Raw genomic sequence first — 18,316 nt, 5'->3', positions numbered from 1 at the left:
GCCTTCAATGCACGTGTTTGGCTTCAGTGGACGTGTTCGGCTTCGGCCTTGCCGAGCTCGGCCTTGAGGATGAAGGAGTTGGCCACCGCCACCTCCTCCCCGGGGTCGAGGCCGAACACGACCTCGACGGCCTCGTCGTCGCCCTTGCCCAGCACCACCTCGCGCTTCTCGAATCCGGTCTGCGTGCGCACGAAGACGACCTGTTCGCCCGCGATGGTCTGGAGGGCGCCGCGCGGCAGCCGCAGCGCCACCGGCATCTCCTCCACCGCGACCTTGACGGTGGCGTAGGAGCCCGGCCGCCAGGCCAGACCCTCGTTGGCCACCGAGGCGATGACCTTGGCCGAGCGCGTCTCGGGGTTCAGCATCGGGCTCACGAACACGATCCGCCCCGGCGTCGCCGGCCCGCCGCCGGCACCGGTGAGGGCGACGGGAAGGTCCTGGCGAATCGCGCCGAGGTCGGCGGTGGGCACGGCGAGCTCGACCCAGACCCGGGACAGGTCGGCGATGGTGTAGATCTCCTTGATCTGGCCCTCGCCGTTGACCGGCGCGCCGACGTCCACCTGCCGCTCCACCACCTGCCCGGCGATGGGCGAGCGGATCTCGTAGCGCTGCAGGCCGAGCTTCGGCGCACGGTCGAGGCCCGCCAGATGATCCTCGTGGCCGCCGGCGGTGGCCTTGGCCACGGGCGCCGAGGATTCGGAGAGCGCGGCGACCTCCCGGTCGGGCACGCCCAGGGCCGAGAGCTTCTGGCGGGCGAGGTCGACCTTCAAACGCGCCTCGATCAACGTGGTGCGCGCCCGCAGGAAGACCTGCTCGGCCGAGATGCCCTTGTCGCGCAGGGCATGGTCGCGCTCGAACAGGTTCTCCTGCAGCTCCCGGCCGACGAAGGCCGCGATGAACTCATTCTTGGCCTCCGCGACCTCGCGGCTATCGAGGACGGCGACGACCTCGCCCTTGGCGACGGTGTCGCCCAGGCGCTTGTGCAGTTCGGCCACGGTGCCCACGACCCGGGCCGCCACCCGTGCGACCCGGTCCGCATCCGGCATGACGACGCCGGGCACGGTGAGACGCCGCGACAGGACGCCCCCGTCGACGGCCGCGACCTCGATCCTCGCCGTCGCGACCTGCTCGGGCGTCATCGGGACGATGCCCTCGGGGGCCTCCTCGCCCGCCCCGTGCCCGTGACCGGCATGGCCGGACGCGGCGGCCTTCTCCGGGGCGCGCTCGACGCCGGCCGCCGGGACCGCGATGCCGGCCGAGGCCGCCCACGACCGGAGGGTCCGGGGCACCTCCGGCACGAAGGTGGCGAGCGCGAGGCCGGCGCCGAGGGCGGCCGGAATCACCAGGAGACGGGACATCGAGCGGGTTTTCCCTGCGGTCGTCAGCGGCCTTGGCTCAAGCAGGATGAAGCGTTGGCGAGCCAGCGCTTCATCCTGCTTGAGCCTTTGATGTGTCGCAGGTTTTGACGCAAAACCGGCGGCCGCTTTTGCGAAGCCTGCTCAGCGCGCGGCGTCGAGGCTGAAGCGGCCCTTGCCGGCCTCGCCGGACGGCGCGGTCAGCGTCACCGTCGCGCGCAGCTTACCCTCGACCGTAAAATCCATCCGGCCCGACAGGCGGTTGTCCCCCGCGGGCGCCAGGGCGACGGTCTTCTGCTCGTTGCCCTTGGCCAGCACCAAGGCCTTGGCCGAGAAGCCGGCGGCATCGACCTTCTTCTCCTGCGCGTCCACGAGGTAGAGCACCAGGTCGGCGCCCTTCGCCACCAGTTCCACCTCGTAGGCGCCGATGTCCCTGATCTGGCCGCCGTTGGGGGCGGCATGGGAATGGCCCGTCCCGGCCACGGCCGCGCCCGTCGACACCAGCACGCCGGCCGCGCCGATCCATCCGATCACCCTGCGCCGTGACGAAAGACCCATCGCGTTCCGCTCCCCGTTGCATACGGCGTCCTGCCGGCTCGACCGTCGGGGCCAAGATGGACGTTCCGGATGCCCGGCGCGTGACGCGTCTGTATCAAAGTGTGTCCTGCGAAATCCGGTCGATGGCTCCGCCATGCGGATGCCGGCGTGGGCCCGGGCGCCGCGCCGCGCCGACCGACCGGATCGGGGGGGCGGCCCCGACGCGCCCGAGACGGATCGCAGCGCCGGGGCCGGCGATCGGCTCATGCCATTTCCGGTTGATCACTTCGTGATGCGGAAATGGGCTTCGCTCAGGCGCCGCGCGGGCTCGGTGATACGGATCCCGCTTGATCCAAGCGGAAACCGTATCAGGGCGAGGCGATGAGATCCTTAATGCGAGAGGCCAGCGCCTCGATCGGGAAGGGTTTGGTGAGCACCTCCATGCCGGGCGCCAGGTGCCCGTCGCCGAGGATCGCCTTCTCGGCGTAGCCGGTAATGAACAGGACCTTCAGGTCGCGCCGGCGCACGCGGGCGGCGTCCGCCATCTGGCGGCCGTTCATGCCGCCGGGCAGCCCGACATCGGTGACGAGGAGGTCGATCCGCACGTCCGATTCCAGCACGGTCAGTCCCGCGACGCCGTCGGCGGCTTCGATGGCCGTATACCCGAGGTCTTCCAGCACCTCCGTCACCAGCATGCGCACGGACGGCTCGTCGTCCACGATCAGCACCGTCTCCCCCTGCTCGGCGCGGGCGACGCCGGTCGGCCTCGGTGCCGGGTCGTCGCCATCGGCCTCGCCGTGGTGGCGCGGCATGTACAGGCAGACCGTCGTACCCCGGCCGACCTCGGACGAGATCCGCACCTGCCCGCCCGACTGCTGCGCGAACCCGTGGATCATCGACAGACCGAGCCCCGTCCCCTCGCCGATCGGCTTGGTCGTGAAGAAGGGCTCGAACACCCGGGCGATCACGTCCGGCGGCATGCCCGTGCCGGTGTCGGTGACGCACAGCGAGAGGTACTGGCCCTCCGGGATGTCGTGGTCGCTGGCCGCGGGCCGATCCAGGCACCGGTTGGCGGTCTCGATGGTGATGCGGCCGCCGTCCGGCATGGCGTCGCGGGCGTTGATGCACAGGTTCAGGAGCGCGTTCTCGAGCTGGCCCGGATCGACCAGCGCCGGCCACAGGCCGGGCGCCCCGACGAGTTCCAGGGTGACCTGCGGCCCGATGGTCCGGCGCACCAGCTCCTCCATCCCGCCGATGAGCTGGTTCACGTTCGTCGGCTTGGGAGACAGGGTCTGCCGGCGCGAGAACGCGAGCAGGCGGTGCGTCAGGGCGGCGGCGCGCCGGGCCGCGCCCTGGGCCACGGTCATGTAGCGGTCGAGGTCGCCGAACCGGCCCTGGCTCATCCGCGACTGCATCAGCTCCAGCGCGCCGGAGATGCCCGCCAGGAGGTTGTTGAAGTCGTGGGCCAGCCCGCCGGTGAGCTGGCCCACCGCCTCCATCTTCTGGGCCTGCCGCAACTGCTCCTCGGCCCGCATCAGCTCGGCCGTGCGCTCGGCCACGTGCTGCTCGAGCGTCTCGTTGAGGGTGCGCAGCGCGGCCGCGGCCCGGTCGCGCTCCGCCTCGACGGCGCGCCGCTCCTCCACGTCGATGAGGACGCCGGGGAAGCTCGACGGCGTGCCGTCGTCCGCGTGATCGACGCGCCCGTTCGCCTCGATCCAGTAGTACCGCCCGTCCGAGCGTCGCACGCGGTACTGGTGCGCGTAGGCGCCGCCGCGCGCGATGACCTCGTCGATCGCCGCGGCCAGTCCCGCCTGGTCGTCGGGGTGGACGGTCGCGACGATCTGGGCGAGCGGGATGCCGTTCCGGCCGAGCGCCGGGTCGAGCCCGAAGCTGCGCGCGAAGGCCTCGTCGACGGTGAAGCGGTCGGTGGGCAGGTCCCAGTGCCAGGTGCCGATGATCGCGCCGGCCGCGAGGGCGAGCTGGATCCGCTGCGCGTTCTCCCGGGCGAGGGTCTCGCTGGCGCGCAGGCGCTCCTCCGCGACCCGCCTTTGCGTGATGTCGTGGAAGAAGATGGCGATCTGCCGCTCGGCCGGATCACCGACCCGGATGGCCCGCACCTCGAACCAGCGGCCGAACGCCTCCGCGTAGCTTTCGAAACTCGCCGGCTCCCCGGTCCATGCGACACGGCCGTAGGTCTCGAACCAGAAGCGCTCCAGGTCCGGTGCGAACTCCGTGACCCATTTCCCGCGGAGGTTGACCCCGGCCTGGCGCTCGAAGGCGGGGTTGGCCTCGATGAAGCGGTAGTCCACCGGGCGGTCGTCGGCGTCGAACTTCACTTCGACGATGGCGAAGGCGGTCTCGATCGTCTCGAGGAGCGTCCTGAACCGGTTCTCGGTCTCGCGCAGGCGCTCGCCGGTCTCGTGCCGGTCGGTGCGGTCGCGGACGATCTTGACGTAGCCGCGATGCGTGCCGTCCTCGTCGTGCAGGGGCATGATCTCGCCCGATGCCCAGAACCGGGTGTCGTCGCTGCGCAGATGCCATCGCTCGTCGCTCGCCCGGCCCTCGGCGAGGGCGGTGCGCATCTCGCGGCCGGGCTGCCCGGTCGCCCGGTCGGCGCGGGTGAAGATGCGGTCGGCCGTCGTGCCGACGACCTCCTCGCGCCGCCAGCCGAAGATGGCCTCCGCCCCGGAATTCCAGTCCGTGACGATGCCGTCGAGATCGGTCACGACGACCGCGAAATCGATCGCGCTCTCGATGATCTGCTGGAAGTGACGCGGTGCGAGCATGGCCTCGTGTAACCGTATCCGCGACAAAAGGTGTGTCGCCTTTGGGTCACGCCCGCGGGCCGACATCGGTCCGCCCGGGCGCGGAGCGTCGCGAACCGCGCTCACCCGTGGCCGTCGCCGGCCCTTACGGGTTCGGGCCCCCGAGGCCCTCCGTCGCCCGCGGCAGGACGATGCGGGCCACCAGCCCTCCGTCCTCAGCGTTGGTCAGGTCGATGCTTCCGCCTTCGGCCTCGATCAGGGTCTTGGCGATGGTGAGCCCGAGGCCACTGCCGCCGCTGCGGCGGTTGCGCGAGGTCTCCAGGCGCTCGAAGGCCTGGAACACCCGCTCGACGTCGTCGGGCGGGATGCCCGGGCCGCGATCGTGGATGGCGATGGCCAGGGTGCCCTCGGTCTCCCGGAGGCGCACGGTGCCGCCCGCGCCGTATTTGACCGCGTTTTCGAGAAGGTTGGCGATGGCGCGCTTGATCGCCAGGGGGCGGGCGGTGATCAGGCTGCGGCGCGGGCCCTCGAAGGCGACGTCGTGGCCCTCGTCCACCGCGGCGTCGATCAGCGTGAGGACGATGGCGACGACGTCGACGAGGCGCGGGCGCTCGGGATCGGCCTCGTTGCGCAGGTAGGAGAGGGTGGAGGCGACCATGGCCTCCATGTCCGCCAGGTCCTGGGTCATCGCCGCGCGATCCTCGGCGTCGGGCAGCGCCTCGGCCCGCAGGCGCAGGCGGGTGATGGGCGTGCGCAGGTCGTGCGAGACGGCGCCCAGGGCCTGGGTGCGGTCGGCCAGCACCCGCTGCACCCGGTCCTGCATGGCGTTCAACGCCGCCCCGATCCGCCGCGTCTCGTCGGGGCCGGTCTCCTCGACCCGCACGGGAAGGCCGCGGCCGATGGCGTCCGTCGCCTGCGCCAGCCGGCGCAAGGGAGCGGCGATGCGGTGCACCACCAGGATCGCGGCCCCGCTCACCACCAGCGCCATGACGACGGAGAGCAGGGCCCAGTCGCCGATGCGCACCAGGGCGGGGGCGTGGGCCGACTGGAAGGTGAGGAACGACCCGTCGGGCAGGCGCATCTCGCCGTGCAGGTCGGTGGCGCCGGCCGCATCGTCGTGCTGGGACAGGCTGAGGCGCAGCTGGGCGTCGGCGAGGCTCGGATCGAACGCCACCAGGCGCCCGACCCAGGTCCAGAGCAGCGGGCCCGCGCGTCCCTCCGGCCGGGCCGTGGCGGCCTCGGCCCAGCCGATCTCGAAATGGGGTTTGGACAGGGCGCGGGCCTCGGCGGTCCGCTCGGTCACGGGCCGGCGCATGAGGGCGTCGCGGGCCAGCACGAGCTGCGCCGCGGTGCGCCCGGCGAAGGCGTCGTCCTCGGCCGCGATGGCCGAGCCGCGGTAGAGGGCGAACGCCCCGGCCTGGACCACGAGGATGGTGACGAGCAGGATCAGCGAGGTCAGTCCCTCGATCGACCCGAACACGCGCTTCATGTCGGCGCCCTTCGGCCGCGACCGGGCAAGACGGCATCGGCCGCACCGGCGGCGGCGCGCGGGTGCATCGTCACGCCTCCCTTCTGCCGACGAAGATGTAGCCGGCGCCGCGCACGGTCTTGATCATCCCCTGTTCGTTGGCGGAATGGTCGATCTTGCGGCGCAGGCGGCTGACGAGGACGTCGACGCTGCGGTCGGCCGCCCCGGCGAGCCGGCCGCGCGACATCTCGAGGATCCGGTCGCGCGACAGGACGCGGCCGGGATGCTCGAGGAAGGTCAGGAGGAGTTCGTACTCCGCCCCCGAGAGGTCCACCGCCGCCCCCGACGGGTCGACGAGCTCGCGGCTCGCGGTGCGCAGTTCCCAGCCGGAGAACCGCAGCACGTCCGCCTGCCGCTCCCGGCGGTCGACGGGATGTGCGCCGCGCCGCAGCACCGCCCGGATGCGCGCCAGCAGCTCCGCCCGGCCGAAGGGCTTGGTGACGTAGTCGTCGGCCCCGATCTCGAGCCCGACGACCCGGTCGACCTCGTCGGCGCGGGCGGTGACCATGATGATCGGGACGCCGCTGGTCTCGCGCAGCATCCGGCACAGGTCGAGGCCGGAGCCGCCGGGCAGCATCACGTCGAGGATGACGAGGTCGTAGGTCACCTCGCGGGTGAGGTGGCGCATCTCGTGGCCGTTCCGGCAGCCGGTCACCCGGAAGCCGTTCTCGCGCAACAGCGTCGAGATCAGGGTGCGGATGCCGTCGTCGTCCTCGACGATCAGGATGTGCTGGCCCGGCGTGGTCAGGGTTGCATCCACCTCACGATCCCCTTGCCGCCTCGACAACCCCGAGGGGTGGCCCCTCGCCCTAACCCGTGTGGCGGCCGCGATCCAGGCCGGTGCCAAGCCGGTGCCAAGCCGGTGCCAAGCCGGTGCCAAGCCGGAGCCAAGCCGGTGCCAGGCCGGTGGTGGGGACACGCGAAGGGCCCTGGAATTCGCCGCCCCGCTCTGCCACACCTTGGCCGGGTGATCGGAGATCCACGGGCATGGCGCATCGCGATCGGGTTCGGTGGCTCGCTGGCGGCCTCGTGGCCCTCTCCGGTGCTTCGGCCGAGGCGCAGGTGCCCCCGGCTCCGTCCAAGCCGGCCGCCGTGCAGAAACCCGCCGCGCCGGACCCGGTCTACGATGCCGCCAGGGCCGCCTACGAGGCGTTGCCCGAGGCCGAGCGCAAGGGCCTGCAGGACGCCCTGGTCTGGACAGGCGACTACAACAGCGTCGTCACCGGCACCTACGGCCGGCGCACCCACGACGCGCTCCTGGCCTATGCCGCCCGCACCGGCGCCCGCGAGGCGGCGTTCCCCGGCCCGGCGACCCGGGCCACCCTGCTCGCGGCGGGGGCGGCGGCGCGCAAGGCCGGGCAGTTCGCGGTCCGGCGCGACGGGCCGAGCGGGGTCACCCTGGGCGTGCCCGAGCGCCTGCTGCCCAAGCGCTCGGGCACGCCCGGCGGCACCCGCTGGCAGAGCGCGGACGGGGCGATCACCCTCGAGACCAAGTCCTTCCCGCCCGGCGAGACCGACCTCGACGCGATCTTCGCGCGCATCACCGCGCCCACGCCGGACCGCAAGGTCACCTACAAGCTCAAGCGGCCGGATTTCCTGGTGGTCACCGCCGAGACCGCGCAGGGCAAGTCCTACATCCGCTACGCGGCCGGCGCGCCGGGCATCCGCGGCTTCACCATCGGCTACGGCAAGGGTGCTGCGGCGGAGGTCGACCGCCTCGTCATCGCCATCGCCAACAGTTTCGTGCCGTTCGAGGAGGCCGCCCCCGCATCCGAGCGCGGCCCGGCGGTGGCCGTCGCGCCAGCGCCCGCGCCGCCGGTCCGGCGCCCGCCGGTGGCGACCGGGCTGGTGATCGGGCCCGGCCGCGTCCTCACCAGCGCGCAGGCCCTCGCCGCCTGCACCGAGCCGACCATCGCCGGCAGGCCGGCGCGGGTCGTGGCCACCGACCGCATCCTGACGCTGCTGGACTGGACGCCCCCGGCGCCCGGCGGGCCGCCGCCCGTGCCGCGGGACACGCCCGTCAAGGAGGCCGAGGCGGTGGTGGTGTTGGGAGCGGAGGAAGGGGGCACGGTCGCGGTCGCCCCCGGTGAGACCGTGGGCGAGGGCATCGCGGCGCCGCTGCAGCCGGGGTCCGGTGGCGCGCCGGTCCTCGACCGGTCTGGCAACCTGGTGGGGCTGGTCTCGTCGTATCCGACCGCCCCGCGCCTCGTCGCCGGAGTGGTGCCGCCGACGCGCTACGCCCTGGTTCCGGGCGCCCGCATCGCGGGGTTCCTGGCCGAGAACCGCATTCCTGCGGGGTCGCGGCCGGCCGAACCGGCGCTGGCATCGCTCGGGGCCGTCACGGGCCGGCTCGCCGGGCTCGTCGTGGGCATCGCCTGCGGGCGCTGACGCAGTTGGGCGGACCAGCGACGTCCGATGGCCCGACGACGTCATGCGGTCAGGCGAGAAGATCGAGCGAGCCGCCGGCGTCCGTGACGCAGCGGCTCGCTCGCATCGGCCGTTCAGATCCGGCCGGTCACCAGCAACACGATCAGGATGATGATCAGGATGCCGCCGAGGCCGAAGCTCTGGCCACGGTAGGCGCCGCCGCCGAGGAAGTTGCCGCCGCCGAGCACCGCCAGGATGAGGATGATGAGGAGAATCGTGGTCAAGGTCATGGGGGTACTCCGAAACGGCCGAGCTTGAGCGCCCGAGCTTGACCATGCAACGCCCCCTGGATCGATTTCGTTCAACGCCTTTTCAAGGACTTGTGACGAATCGCGCGACCGGGGCGACGCTCAGGCCCGCCAGTCCGGCAGAGGGGCTCCGGCGGCGGTCAGCCACTCCGGCACCGGCAGGCCGCGCTCGGTGAGGAAAGCGGGGTTGAACAGCTTCGAGGCGTAGCGCGCCGCCCCGTCGCACAGGATGGTCACGACGGTGTGGCCGGGCCCCAGTTCCCGCGCGAGCCGGATCGCTCCGGCGACGTTGATGCCGGACGATCCGCCCAGGCTCAGGCCCTCCTCGCGCATCAGCGCGAACACGATGTCGAGCGCCTCCCGGTCGGGAACGCGGAAGGACAGGTCTGGCCGGAAGCCCTCCAGGTTCTTCGTCACCCGGCCCTGGCCGATGCCCTCGGTGATCGAGGAGCCCTCGGCCTTGAGCGTCCCGGTCTCGTAATAGGCGTGGAGCGCCGAGCCCTCCGGGTCGCTGAGCGCGATCCGGACGCCGGGTTTCAGGGCACGCAGGGCCTGGGCGGTGCCGGCGAGCGTGCCGCCGGTGCCCGCCGCGCAGACGAAGCCGTCGACGGCGCCCGCGGTGGCGGAAAAGATCTCCGGGCCGGTGGTGTCGACATGGGCCTGGCGGTTGGCGACGTTGTCGAACTGGTCGGCGAAGAAGGCGCCGGCCGGCTCGGTGGCGGCGAGTTTGTCGGCCATCCGCCGGGCGACGTGGACGTAGTTGTCGGGGTTCGAGAACGGCACCGCCGGCACCTCGACGAGGCGCGCCCCGGCCAGCCGCAGGGTCTCCTTCTTCTCGGCCGACTGGGTTTCGGGAATGACGATGACGGTGCGGTAGCCGCGCACCGAGGCCACCAGCGCCAGACCGATGCCGGTGTTGCCCGCCGTGCCCTCGACGATGGTGCCGCCCGGCCGGATCAGCCCGCGCGCCTCGGCGTCGCGCACCATGGAGAGGGCGGCGCGGTCCTTCACCGAGAGGCCGGGGTTCAGGAACTCGGCCTTGCCCAGGATGGTGCAGCCGGTCTCCCGCGAGGCCCTGGCCAGGCGGATCAGCGGCGTCCCGCCGATGCAGGACAGGACGTCGGGGCTCGCGGAATGGGTCGCGGTCATGGTGGTCCGTCTCAGGTCGGGTGCCGAGGATAGATGATGATCGAGAGGTAGGTGATCGGCCAGGACACCAGGGTCTCGGGGCCGTGGACGCCGCCCGAGTCGAACAGCAGCGCGTCGCCGGCCTTGAGCGTGTAGGAGCGGTCGGCGTGCCGGTACACGACCTCGCCGCTCAGCATGTACAGGAACTCGATGCCGGCATGGCGAAAGCCGGTGTAGGGCTCGGCGTCGGGCTCGAGGGTGATGAGGTAGGGCTCCACCACCACGTCGCCGCCGAGTGCGGCCCCGAGCAATTCGTAGAGGTGGCCGACCTTGGTGCCGCGCCGCTCGATCATCACGCCCTGGCCGGCGCGCACGTGCGAGCAGTCGCGCTTCTCCTCGAAGGCGGCGAACAGGGCGGTGAGCGGCACGTTCAGCGCCCCGGCGATGGCGTTGATGGTGGAGAGCGAGGGCGAGATCTGGCCGTTCTCGATCTTCGAGACCATGCCGAGCGAGACCCCGGCGGCGGCCGCGAGATCCGAGACCGAGAGGTCGCGCTCGCGCCGCAGGCTGCGGATCTGGTGGCCGAGCGCCCGCTCCAGGGTGCGCGGCGTCTCCGGGGGGGCACTGGAGCCGGTCGCCAGGTCGGCGACGGGGGGATCGGGAACGGCCATCGGCGGCGACCTTAGAGCATCGGACCGAAAAGGGGACCCACCTTTTTGGGAAAAATCCGATGCAAAACCAAGGCGCTAGAGCGCCGGACCGGACGTCTTGGCCGATCCGGCGCTCTAGCTCGTGCGGCCCGCGGCGGCCATGGCGGTCAGGTGTTGTCCGGGGCGTCCTGCGCCGCGTCCATCAGCGGGTGCAGGTCGCGGACCATGCCCTTCAGCCGCGCGTCGAGGACGTGGGTGTAGATCTGCGTGGTGGCGATGTCGGCGTGGCCGAGCAACTCCTGCACGATGCGCAGATCGGCGCCGTTCTGGAGGAGATGGCTGGCGAAGGCGTGGCGCAGCACGTGCGGGCTCACCCTGTCCTCGCGCAGGCCGGCGGCGGCGGCGGCGAGCTTGAGGTCGCGGCCGAAGGCCTGCCGGGTGAGGTGGCCGCTGGCGCTGTCGGCGGGAAACAGCCAGGGGCCCTCGCCCCGCAACCGGGCGAGATGCAGGCGCATCGCCGCCCGCGCCATCTCGGTGAGGGGCACCAGCCGGTCGCGCCCGCCCTTGCCGCGCACCATCAGGAAGCGGTCCCGCGTGGTCGCGGCCCGGCGGGGCAGGGCGATCAGCTCGGAGACGCGCAGGCCCGTGGCGTAGAGGAGTTCGAGAAGGCAGTGCATGCGGATCGCCCGCGCCTGCACCCCGCCCTCGCCGATGGCGGCGGCCTCGCGGGCGACCCCGAGCAGCCGGTCGACCTCGGCCACCGAGAGCACCTTGGGCAGGCCCCGGCCCCGGCGCGGGCCGGTGAGCGCTACGGTGGGATCGCCCGTGGCCAGCCCCTCGGCGTAGAGGAAGCGGTGGAAGCCGCGGATGCAGGAGAGGCGCCGGGCCGCGGAGGCCGCCGAGAGGCCCCGGGGCTCGAGATCGGCGAGATAGGCCCGCACCTGGGCCGGCTCGGCGGCGGCGGGCGCGATCCCTCTCGCGTCGAGGGCGCCGAGGTAGTCGGTGAGGTCGCGGCGGTAGGCCTCCAGGGTGTTGGCGGCGGCGCCGCGCTCGGCCGCCAGCATCTCGAGGTAGCCCTCGCCGGGCCAGGGCTGCGGGGCCGCCTCCGCGCTCGTCACCTCGACACCGGTCACCTGGGCGGCGGCTGCAGCTTCGAGGCGGGGATCGTGACGCTCATCTCGCGCGGCGTCGGCACCACCAGGGTCGCGAGGGCGACCATTCCGGCAAAGGCCAGCCCCCCGAGGATGGCGATGGTGGCGAGGAAGCGGAACAGGGTCGGCACGTCGGGCGAACCTCGATCGGGCGGGGGGCGGGGGCGATATCGCGCTGCGGTGGAAGGGGTTTCTCCCAGGGGTCGGCGGAAGGCAAGGACTTCCGGGCCACAGCGAGCCGGCGAAACGGTGCGGCGGGCCCGCCCCCCTCCCGCTTCGCCCTCATCCCGAAACACGGTAAGGGTTTGCGAAAGAGCCCCGCCGAGACCGGACGCGCAAGCCGCCACGAAGCCTGAGCCCGAGCAGCCTGAGCCCACGCAGCCTTAGCCCATGAAGCCTGAGCCCCCCGAAGCCTTGAGCCGATGAACGACCTTCCCCCCGAGCCCGAGAGCGATCCGATCGAGCTGCGCCTGCGCCGGGCGCTGGGCAGCCGCTCGATCGTCCTCGTCGGCCTGATGGGGGCGGGCAAGAGCACCGTCGGGCGCCGCCTGGCCGGGCGCCTCGGCCTGATGTTCAAGGACGCCGACACCGAGATCGAGCACGCGGCACACCTCAGCATCCCCGACATCTTCGCCATCTACGGCGAGCCGAGCTTTCGCGAGGGCGAGGAGCGGGTGATCGCCCGGCTCCTGCGCGAGGGGCCGCTGGTGCTCGCCACCGGCGGGGGCGCCTTCATGCGCGACACCACCCGGCTGCGCATCGCCGAGCACGGGGTCTCCGTCTGGCTCAAGGCGGAGCTCGACGTGCTGATGCGCCGGGTGCGCAAGCGCGGCGGCCGGCCGCTGCTGCAGACCGAGGATCCCGAGGGCACGATGCGCGCGTTGATGGCGGTGCGCCATCCCGTCTATGAGGTCGCCGACGTGGTGGTACCCTCCCGCGACGTCTCCCACGACCGCGTGGTGCAGGACGTGATGGAAGCCCTCGACGCTCGCCTCAACGGCCCCTCGAACCAAGGCGTCGCCGCGCAGTGACTGCTCCCCTCACCGTCCAAGTTCCTCTCACTGTTCACGTTCCCCTCGACGCGGGCCGCGACTACGACATCCGCATCGGCCGCGGCCTCCTCGATACGATCGGCGAGGCGGTGGCCGGCCTCGGCGCCAGGGCGGCCGCGATCGTCACCGACGAGACCGTGGCCGGGCTCTACGGGGAGCGCGTCCGCGCGAGCCTGGAGGCCGCCGGCCTGCGCACGGGAACCGTCGTCGTGGCGCCGGGCGAGGGCTCGAAGAGCTATGCCACCTACGCGCAGGTCTGCGACGGCCTGCTCGCCCACAGGATCGAGCGCAACGACGTCGTGGTGGCCCTGGGCGGCGGCGTGGTGGGCGATCTGGCGGGCTTTGCCGCCGCCACCCTGCGCCGGGGCGTGCGTTTCGTGCAGGCGCCCACCACCCTGCTCGCCCAGGTCGATTCCTCGGTGGGCGGCAAGACCGGCATCAACTCGCCCCACGGCAAGAACCTGATCGGCGCCTTCCACCAGCCGCGCCTCGTCGTCGCCGACACCGCCACCCTCGACACCCTGTCGAGCCGCGAGATGCGGGCCGGCTACGCCGAGGTCGCCAAATACGGCCTCATCGCCGATGCCGGGTTCTTCGACTGGTGCGAGGCCAACTGGGCCGGCATCTTCGCCGGCGGCCCCGAGCGCGACGAGGCGGTGGCGATCTGCTGCCGGGCCAAGGCCGGGGTGGTGGTGCGCGACGAGCGCGAGGACGGCGAACGGGCGCTGCTCAACCTCGGCCACACCTTCGCCCATGCCCTGGAGCGGCTGACGGGCTACGATTCGGCCCGCCTCGTCCACGGCGAGGCGGTGGGCATCGGTCTCGCCCTGGCGTTCCGGTTCTCGGCCCGCCTCGGCCTCTGCCCCGGCCAGGAGGCGGGCCGCGTCGCCAACCACCTGGCGCTCGCCGGCCTGCCGACCCGCCTGCAGGCGGTGCCCGGCGGCTGCGGCGACGCCGGGGCCATCCTGGCGGCGATGGCCCAGGACAAGAAGGTCCGCGACGGCGCCCTGACCTTCATCCTCGCCCGCGGCATCGGCAGGAGTTTCATCGCCCCGGGCATCGACCGGGCCGAGGTGGAGGCGTTCCTGGCAAGCGAGTTCGCCGCCGCGTGATACGGTTCCGCTTCAGTCGTGCGGAAACCGAATCACGTGGGGATGGGACTGGTCGATGCAGCTCGATGCGCCGACGTTGCTGGTGGCGACGGCCCTGCTGACGGGGATGGTCGGCAGCCTGTTCCTTTTGTCGTGGAGCCAGGCCCGCACCGTCCGCGCCCTGGCGATCTGGGGCATCGCCCATGTCGTCGGCGCCTTCGCCTCCTGCCTGCTCGCCCTGCGCGGCACGATCCCGGACTGGACCTCGATCGGGATCGGCAATGCCGTGATGATCGGCGCCTACGGCCTCATCCGTAGCGGCACCCTCGCCTTCGAGGGGCGCCCGCTCCGGTTCTGGCAGGCCGGCACCGGGGTCGGCGTCTGGCTGGCGGCCTGCCTCGTCCCGCCGTTCTACGAGAGCGCCCCGGCGCGGGTGATGCTGGCCTCGCTGCTGGCCGGCGGCTTCTGCTGGCTTTCGGCCGTGGACGTCTGGCGTGGCCGGGCCGAACCGCTGGTCTCGCGCTACCCGGCCGTCGTCATCCTCGGGGCCTATGCCGCCCTGTACTGGCTGCGCATCCCGCTCGCGATGATCCAGCCCGCGCCTCCGCCGGGGTTCAACCCGCTGCAGTCGCCCTGGCTCGCCTGGGTGTGCCTGGCCGCCATGCTGTTCAGCCTGGCCCTGGCCTTCGTCTTCATGGCCCTGACCAAGGAGCGGGCCGAGCTGCTGCAGCGGCGGGCGGCCGACACCGATCCGCTGACGGGGATCGCCAGCCGCCGGGCCTTCGTCACCCGCGCCGAGGCGGTCCTGGCGGGAACGGACCGGCCGGCTGCCCTGCTCCTGTTCGACCTCGACCACTTCAAGCGGATCAACGACGCCGACGGCCACGCGGTCGGCGACGGCGTCCTCGTCGGGTTCTGCCACACGGTGCAGGCGTTGCTGCCGGGCGAGGCGGTGTTCGGGCGGATGGGCGGCGAGGAGTTCGCCTGCCTGCTGCGCGACCGGGAGGCCGCGGCCGCGCTGGACACGGCCGACCTGATCCGGAGGGCGGTGGAACGGCTCAGCCTCGAGTCCCTGCCCCACCTCTCCGTCACCGTGAGCATCGGCGTGGCGACGACCCGCACGCAGGGCCGGGCCCTTGAGCGCGACCTCGACGCGCTGCTGCGCCGGGCCGACCAGGCGCTCTACGAGGCCAAGCGCCGGGGCCGCAACCGGGTCGAACCGGCGCTGCCCGACCGCACGCCCCAGCCGCGGGCCGCCGCATTCCCCGAGCGCGGGACGGTGCGGCCCGACGTGCCCGGGCTGAGGCTGAACGGGCAGGGCCACCGCACCTGAACGCCGGCCGTGGGCGGGTCGGTGCGCGGGGGCCTTCCGGTTGTCCGCGACGGCGGCGTCACGCCTTGGCGGCGTGGTCCCGCGTCACGAAGGCGATGCGCACGAGGTTGGTGGCGCCCGGTGTCCCGAACGGCACGCCGGCCACCACGATGATGCGGTCGCCGATCTCGGCGAAGCGCTCGCGCACCGCGAACTTGGCCGCCCGGAAGGCCATGTCGTCGACGTCGCTGGCGTCGTTGGTGACGATGGGGTGCGTGCCCCAGCACATGGCCAGGCGCCGGGCGGTCTCGCGCTTCGGCGTCAGGGCGATGATGGTGGCGTTGGGGCGCGAGCGCGCCAGGCGCATGGCGGTGGAGCCCGAATGGGTCCAGGCCATGATCGCGGTCAGGCCGAGGGCGTCCACCATCTGGTGGGCCGCCGCGGCGATGGCGTCGGAGGCGGTGGCGTCGGGCTCGGAGCGCTGGGCGGTGAGGATCGTCCAGTAGAGGGCGTCGCGCTCCACCTGCTCGGCGATGCGGCTCATCATGCTGATGGCCTCGATCGGGAAGCCGCCGGATGCGCTCTCGGCCGAGAGCATCACGGCGTCCGCGCCCTCGTAGACGGCGGTGGCGACATCCGAGACCTCGGCGCGGGTGGGCACCGGCGCCGTGATCATCGATTCGAGCATCTGGGTGGCCACCACCACGGGCTTGCCCAGGCGCCGCGAGGAGCGGGTGATGCGCTTCTGCACGCCCGGCACCTGCTCCAGGGGCATCTCCACCCCGAGGTCGCCGCGGGCGACCATGATGCCGTCGGAGATCTCGATGATCTCGTCGAGGCGGGTGAGCGCCTGCGGCTTCTCGATCTTGGCCATCACCAGGGCGCGCCCGGCGCAGACCTTCTTGACCTCGGCGACGTCCTCGGGGCGCTGCACGAAGGAGACGGCGATCCAGTCGGCGCCGGCGTTGAGGCCGGCCTCGAGGTCGCCGCGGTCCTTCTCGGTCATCGCGGCCACGGGGATCACCGTGTCGGGCAGGGAGACGCCCTTGCGGTTGGAGATCTTGCCGCCGACCTCGACCCGCGTGACGGCGCGCCCCTCGGAGACCTCGGTGACGGTCAGGCGCAGCTTGCCATCGTCGATGATGACGACGTGGCCGGGCTCCAGCGCCGAGAGGATCTCGGGGTGGGGGAGGAAGACGCGGGTGACGTTGCCCGGGGTCGGGTCGCTGTCGAGGACGAAGCTGTCGCCGTTCCGGAGCATCGCGCTGCCCTCGGCGAAGGCCGCGACCCGGAGCTTGGGGCCCTGCAGGTCGACGAGGATCGCGATGGGACGCCGCAATTCGCGCTCGATGGTGCGGATGACCTCGATCTTCTCGGGCAGCTTCTCCCGCGGCAGGTGGCTCATGTTGAGCCGGAACACGTCCGCGCCGGCGCGAAACAGCCTCTCGATCATCTCCGGAGTGTCGGAGGCGGGACCGAGGGTGGCGATGATCTTCGTACGACGGGCGCGTTTCACGGCGGCCTCCAACCTGTGCGAGCGGGGCCGTCGTGTCAGACCGGCCGAACGGAGCGAGCGGCCACAAGCACCGACACCGCCATCCCGTCAAGCGCGGCGGCCCCATCGCCTCGCGTCCCGGGTCGCCCGCGGCGGGACCGTCCGCGGCGGATCGACGGCAGGCCGCCGGTCTTTTGGCAGACGAGCGGCGGAGGAATACTTCTGTTTCACTGTCGTCGAGAGGGTGGGTGGTCGGTTAAAGCTTGTCTGCCCCAACCCGAAGAGGCGAATAGGGTCACGGCCGGCATCCGGATCGACACATCGTCGGTGCTGCCACGAAAATCGCGTTGTCGGGGCGACCGCCCTGCCGGCACGTAAGACTATCTCGGTAAAATGCGATTGTAGAATTCAAGAGCGGGCGTGCACGACGCGAGCAATGGTGATCCTCTATTCGGTGCGCGTGCTCGCGCGCTTCGTCCTGCGAAAACGTGCTGTCGCCAAAGCAAAGACTTTTCGGCCGGCGGGAGCCATCGGGTGTGACATGGGTTATGAAATTCATAACGTGAGTGAGTGTGCGGGCGTGACATCCGCCTCATGGCATCAACCGCGTCGGCCACGCGAAAACGGGTTTCGATACCCGGACGCAGCGTGAGCATCCGTCTGTCATGCAGGGGCGAAGCGACAAGAATGGTCTCGAACGTTGAGCATCCCCTCTCGCCGCTCATCCGCCAGTTGGAAAGCATCGATGCGCTGTCGGACGAGGAGTGCAGGGCGATCAAGGGCCTGCCCGTCACGCTCAAGACCTTGCGGCCGAACCAGGACATCGTGCGCGACGGCGACACGGCCTCCCAGTGCTGCCTCATCCTCGAAGGCTGGGCCTGCCGCTACAAGATCATCAGCGAAGGCAAGCGCCAGATCTTCTCGTTCCACATCGCCGGCGACATCCCTGACCTGCAGAGCCTCCACATCCCGTCGATGGATCACAGCCTCGCCACTCTCACGACCGCCACCGTCGCCTTCGTCCCGCACGAGGCCCTGCACGACCTCACGGCGCGCTGTCCCGGCATCGCCGCCACGCTCTGGCGCGACACCCTCGTGGACGCGGCCATCTTCCGCGAGTGGATGCTCTGCATGGGGCGGCGCTCGGCCTTCGACCACATGGCCCACCTGTTCTGCGAGTTGTACCTCAAGCAGGAGGCGGTGGGGCTGGCCGGCGACCATCGCTGTCCGCTCCCGGTCACGCAGGTCGATCTCGCCGATGCGACCGGCCTGTCGAGCGTCCACGTCAACCGCGTGCTTCAGGAGATGCGCGGCAGGGGCATGATCACCCTGCGCGGCAGCGTCCTGGTCATCCGGGCCTGGGACGAGCTCCTGCGGACGGCGGAGTTCGACGCGACCTATCTCCACCAGCGCAAGCGCGCCGCGAGATAAGTTCCTGTCTGATACGGTTCCCGCTTGAATCGAGCGGGAACCGTATCACCGAGCCCGCGCGGCGCCTGAGCGAAGCCCATTTCCGCATCACGAAGTGATCAACCGGGAATGGTAGCAAGACCGATATTCCAGAACCGATCGCCCAT

The 18,316-nt window shown here is 71.8% G+C and carries 16 protein-coding genes; 5 read left to right on the top strand and 11 right to left on the bottom strand.

The window, feature by feature from the left end; translation table 11 throughout:
- Positions 1-23 precede the first annotated feature (23 nt).
- From ASG59_RS11185 to ASG59_RS11165, 5 genes are all read right to left on the bottom strand, one after another.
- The gene (locus ASG59_RS11185) at positions 24-1,358 is read right to left on the bottom strand and encodes an efflux RND transporter periplasmic adaptor subunit (RefSeq protein ID WP_056408867.1); all 1,335 of its coding nucleotides are present in this window, start codon (positions 1,356-1,358) and stop codon (positions 24-26) included.
- A 141-nt stretch (positions 1,359-1,499) separates the two neighbouring features.
- On the bottom strand, positions 1,500-1,913 hold the full coding sequence (locus ASG59_RS11180; RefSeq protein WP_156399212.1) for a hypothetical protein: 414 nt from the start codon (positions 1,911-1,913) through the stop codon (positions 1,500-1,502).
- A 347-nt stretch (positions 1,914-2,260) separates the two neighbouring features.
- Positions 2,261-4,678 (bottom strand): PAS domain S-box protein, encoded by a 2,418-nt coding sequence (locus ASG59_RS11175; RefSeq protein ID WP_200945953.1) that lies wholly within the window; start codon positions 4,676-4,678, stop codon positions 2,261-2,263.
- A gap of 124 nt (positions 4,679-4,802) precedes the next feature.
- The gene (locus ASG59_RS11170; protein ID WP_056408863.1) at positions 4,803-6,146 is read right to left on the bottom strand and encodes an ATP-binding protein; all 1,344 of its coding nucleotides are present in this window, start codon (positions 6,144-6,146) and stop codon (positions 4,803-4,805) included.
- Positions 6,147-6,216: 70 nt separating this feature from the next.
- Positions 6,217-6,945 carry a response regulator transcription factor gene (locus ASG59_RS11165; protein ID WP_056408861.1) on the bottom strand — a complete coding sequence of 243 codons (729 nt, stop codon included), beginning with the start codon at positions 6,943-6,945 and terminating at the stop codon, positions 6,217-6,219.
- A 227-nt stretch (positions 6,946-7,172) separates the two neighbouring features.
- Here ASG59_RS11165 and ASG59_RS11160 point away from each other — a divergent pair, with 227 nt between their 5' ends.
- The gene (locus ASG59_RS11160; RefSeq protein ID WP_056408858.1) at positions 7,173-8,573 is read left to right on the top strand and encodes a trypsin-like peptidase domain-containing protein; all 1,401 of its coding nucleotides are present in this window, start codon (positions 7,173-7,175) and stop codon (positions 8,571-8,573) included.
- Positions 8,574-8,686: 113 nt separating this feature from the next.
- Here ASG59_RS11160 and ASG59_RS20515 read toward each other — a convergent pair whose 3' ends face one another.
- The 5 genes from ASG59_RS20515 to ASG59_RS11140 all read right to left on the bottom strand — a co-directional run bounded on the left by ASG59_RS20515 (position 8,687) and on the right by ASG59_RS11140 (position 11,920).
- The gene (locus ASG59_RS20515) at positions 8,687-8,842 is read right to left on the bottom strand and encodes a DUF3309 domain-containing protein (protein ID WP_156387520.1); all 156 of its coding nucleotides are present in this window, start codon (positions 8,840-8,842) and stop codon (positions 8,687-8,689) included.
- Between the two features lie 120 nt (positions 8,843-8,962).
- Complete coding sequence (locus ASG59_RS11155; RefSeq protein WP_056280869.1) at positions 8,963-10,009, bottom strand: cysteine synthase A; 1,047 nt, start codon at positions 10,007-10,009, stop codon at positions 8,963-8,965.
- Between the two features lie 11 nt (positions 10,010-10,020).
- On the bottom strand, positions 10,021-10,659 hold the full coding sequence (locus tag ASG59_RS11150; protein WP_055880079.1) for an XRE family transcriptional regulator: 639 nt from the start codon (positions 10,657-10,659) through the stop codon (positions 10,021-10,023).
- A gap of 146 nt (positions 10,660-10,805) precedes the next feature.
- On the bottom strand, positions 10,806-11,756 hold the full coding sequence (locus ASG59_RS11145) for a site-specific tyrosine recombinase XerD (protein WP_056408919.1): 951 nt from the start codon (positions 11,754-11,756) through the stop codon (positions 10,806-10,808).
- A gap of 11 nt (positions 11,757-11,767) precedes the next feature.
- Entirely contained in the window at positions 11,768-11,920 is a 153-nt protein-coding gene (locus ASG59_RS11140) for a hypothetical protein (RefSeq protein WP_055880076.1), read from the bottom strand.
- 291 nt (positions 11,921-12,211) lie between these two features.
- On the opposite strand from ASG59_RS11140, the gene ASG59_RS11135 reads away from it, so the two are divergent.
- Genes ASG59_RS11135 through ASG59_RS11125 form a run of 3 tightly spaced genes read left to right on the top strand, consistent with a single transcriptional unit; the run spans position 12,212 to position 15,265 of the window.
- Complete coding sequence (locus ASG59_RS11135) at positions 12,212-12,820, top strand: shikimate kinase (RefSeq protein WP_055880074.1); 609 nt, start codon at positions 12,212-12,214, stop codon at positions 12,818-12,820.
- Positions 12,817-13,953 carry a 3-dehydroquinate synthase gene (gene aroB / locus ASG59_RS11130; protein WP_056408856.1) on the top strand — a complete coding sequence of 379 codons (1,137 nt, stop codon included), beginning with the start codon at positions 12,817-12,819 and terminating at the stop codon, positions 13,951-13,953. The genes ASG59_RS11135 and aroB overlap by 4 nt, the downstream gene beginning before the upstream one ends.
- 55 nt (positions 13,954-14,008) lie before the next feature.
- Positions 14,009-15,265: a GGDEF domain-containing protein gene (locus ASG59_RS11125; protein WP_056408855.1), complete on the top strand. Its 1,257-nt coding sequence runs from the start codon at positions 14,009-14,011 to the stop codon at positions 15,263-15,265.
- A gap of 58 nt (positions 15,266-15,323) precedes the next feature.
- On the opposite strand, the gene pyk is transcribed toward ASG59_RS11125, so the two are convergent.
- Entirely contained in the window at positions 15,324-16,760 is a 1,437-nt protein-coding gene (pyk, locus tag ASG59_RS11120; RefSeq protein WP_055881184.1) for a pyruvate kinase, read from the bottom strand.
- 666 nt (positions 16,761-17,426) lie between these two features.
- On the opposite strand from pyk, the gene ASG59_RS11115 reads away from it, so the two are divergent.
- Positions 17,427-18,170 (top strand): Crp/Fnr family transcriptional regulator, encoded by a 744-nt coding sequence (locus ASG59_RS11115; RefSeq protein ID WP_056280862.1) that lies wholly within the window; start codon positions 17,427-17,429, stop codon positions 18,168-18,170.
- Positions 18,171-18,316: the final 146 nt, after the last annotated feature.

Origin of the sequence: Methylobacterium sp. Leaf466 (genome assembly GCF_001425565.1) — a bacterium.
Taxonomy (GTDB): Bacteria; Pseudomonadota; Alphaproteobacteria; order Rhizobiales; family Beijerinckiaceae; genus Methylobacterium.
This window is presented reverse-complemented; position numbering and strand designations above follow the sequence as displayed.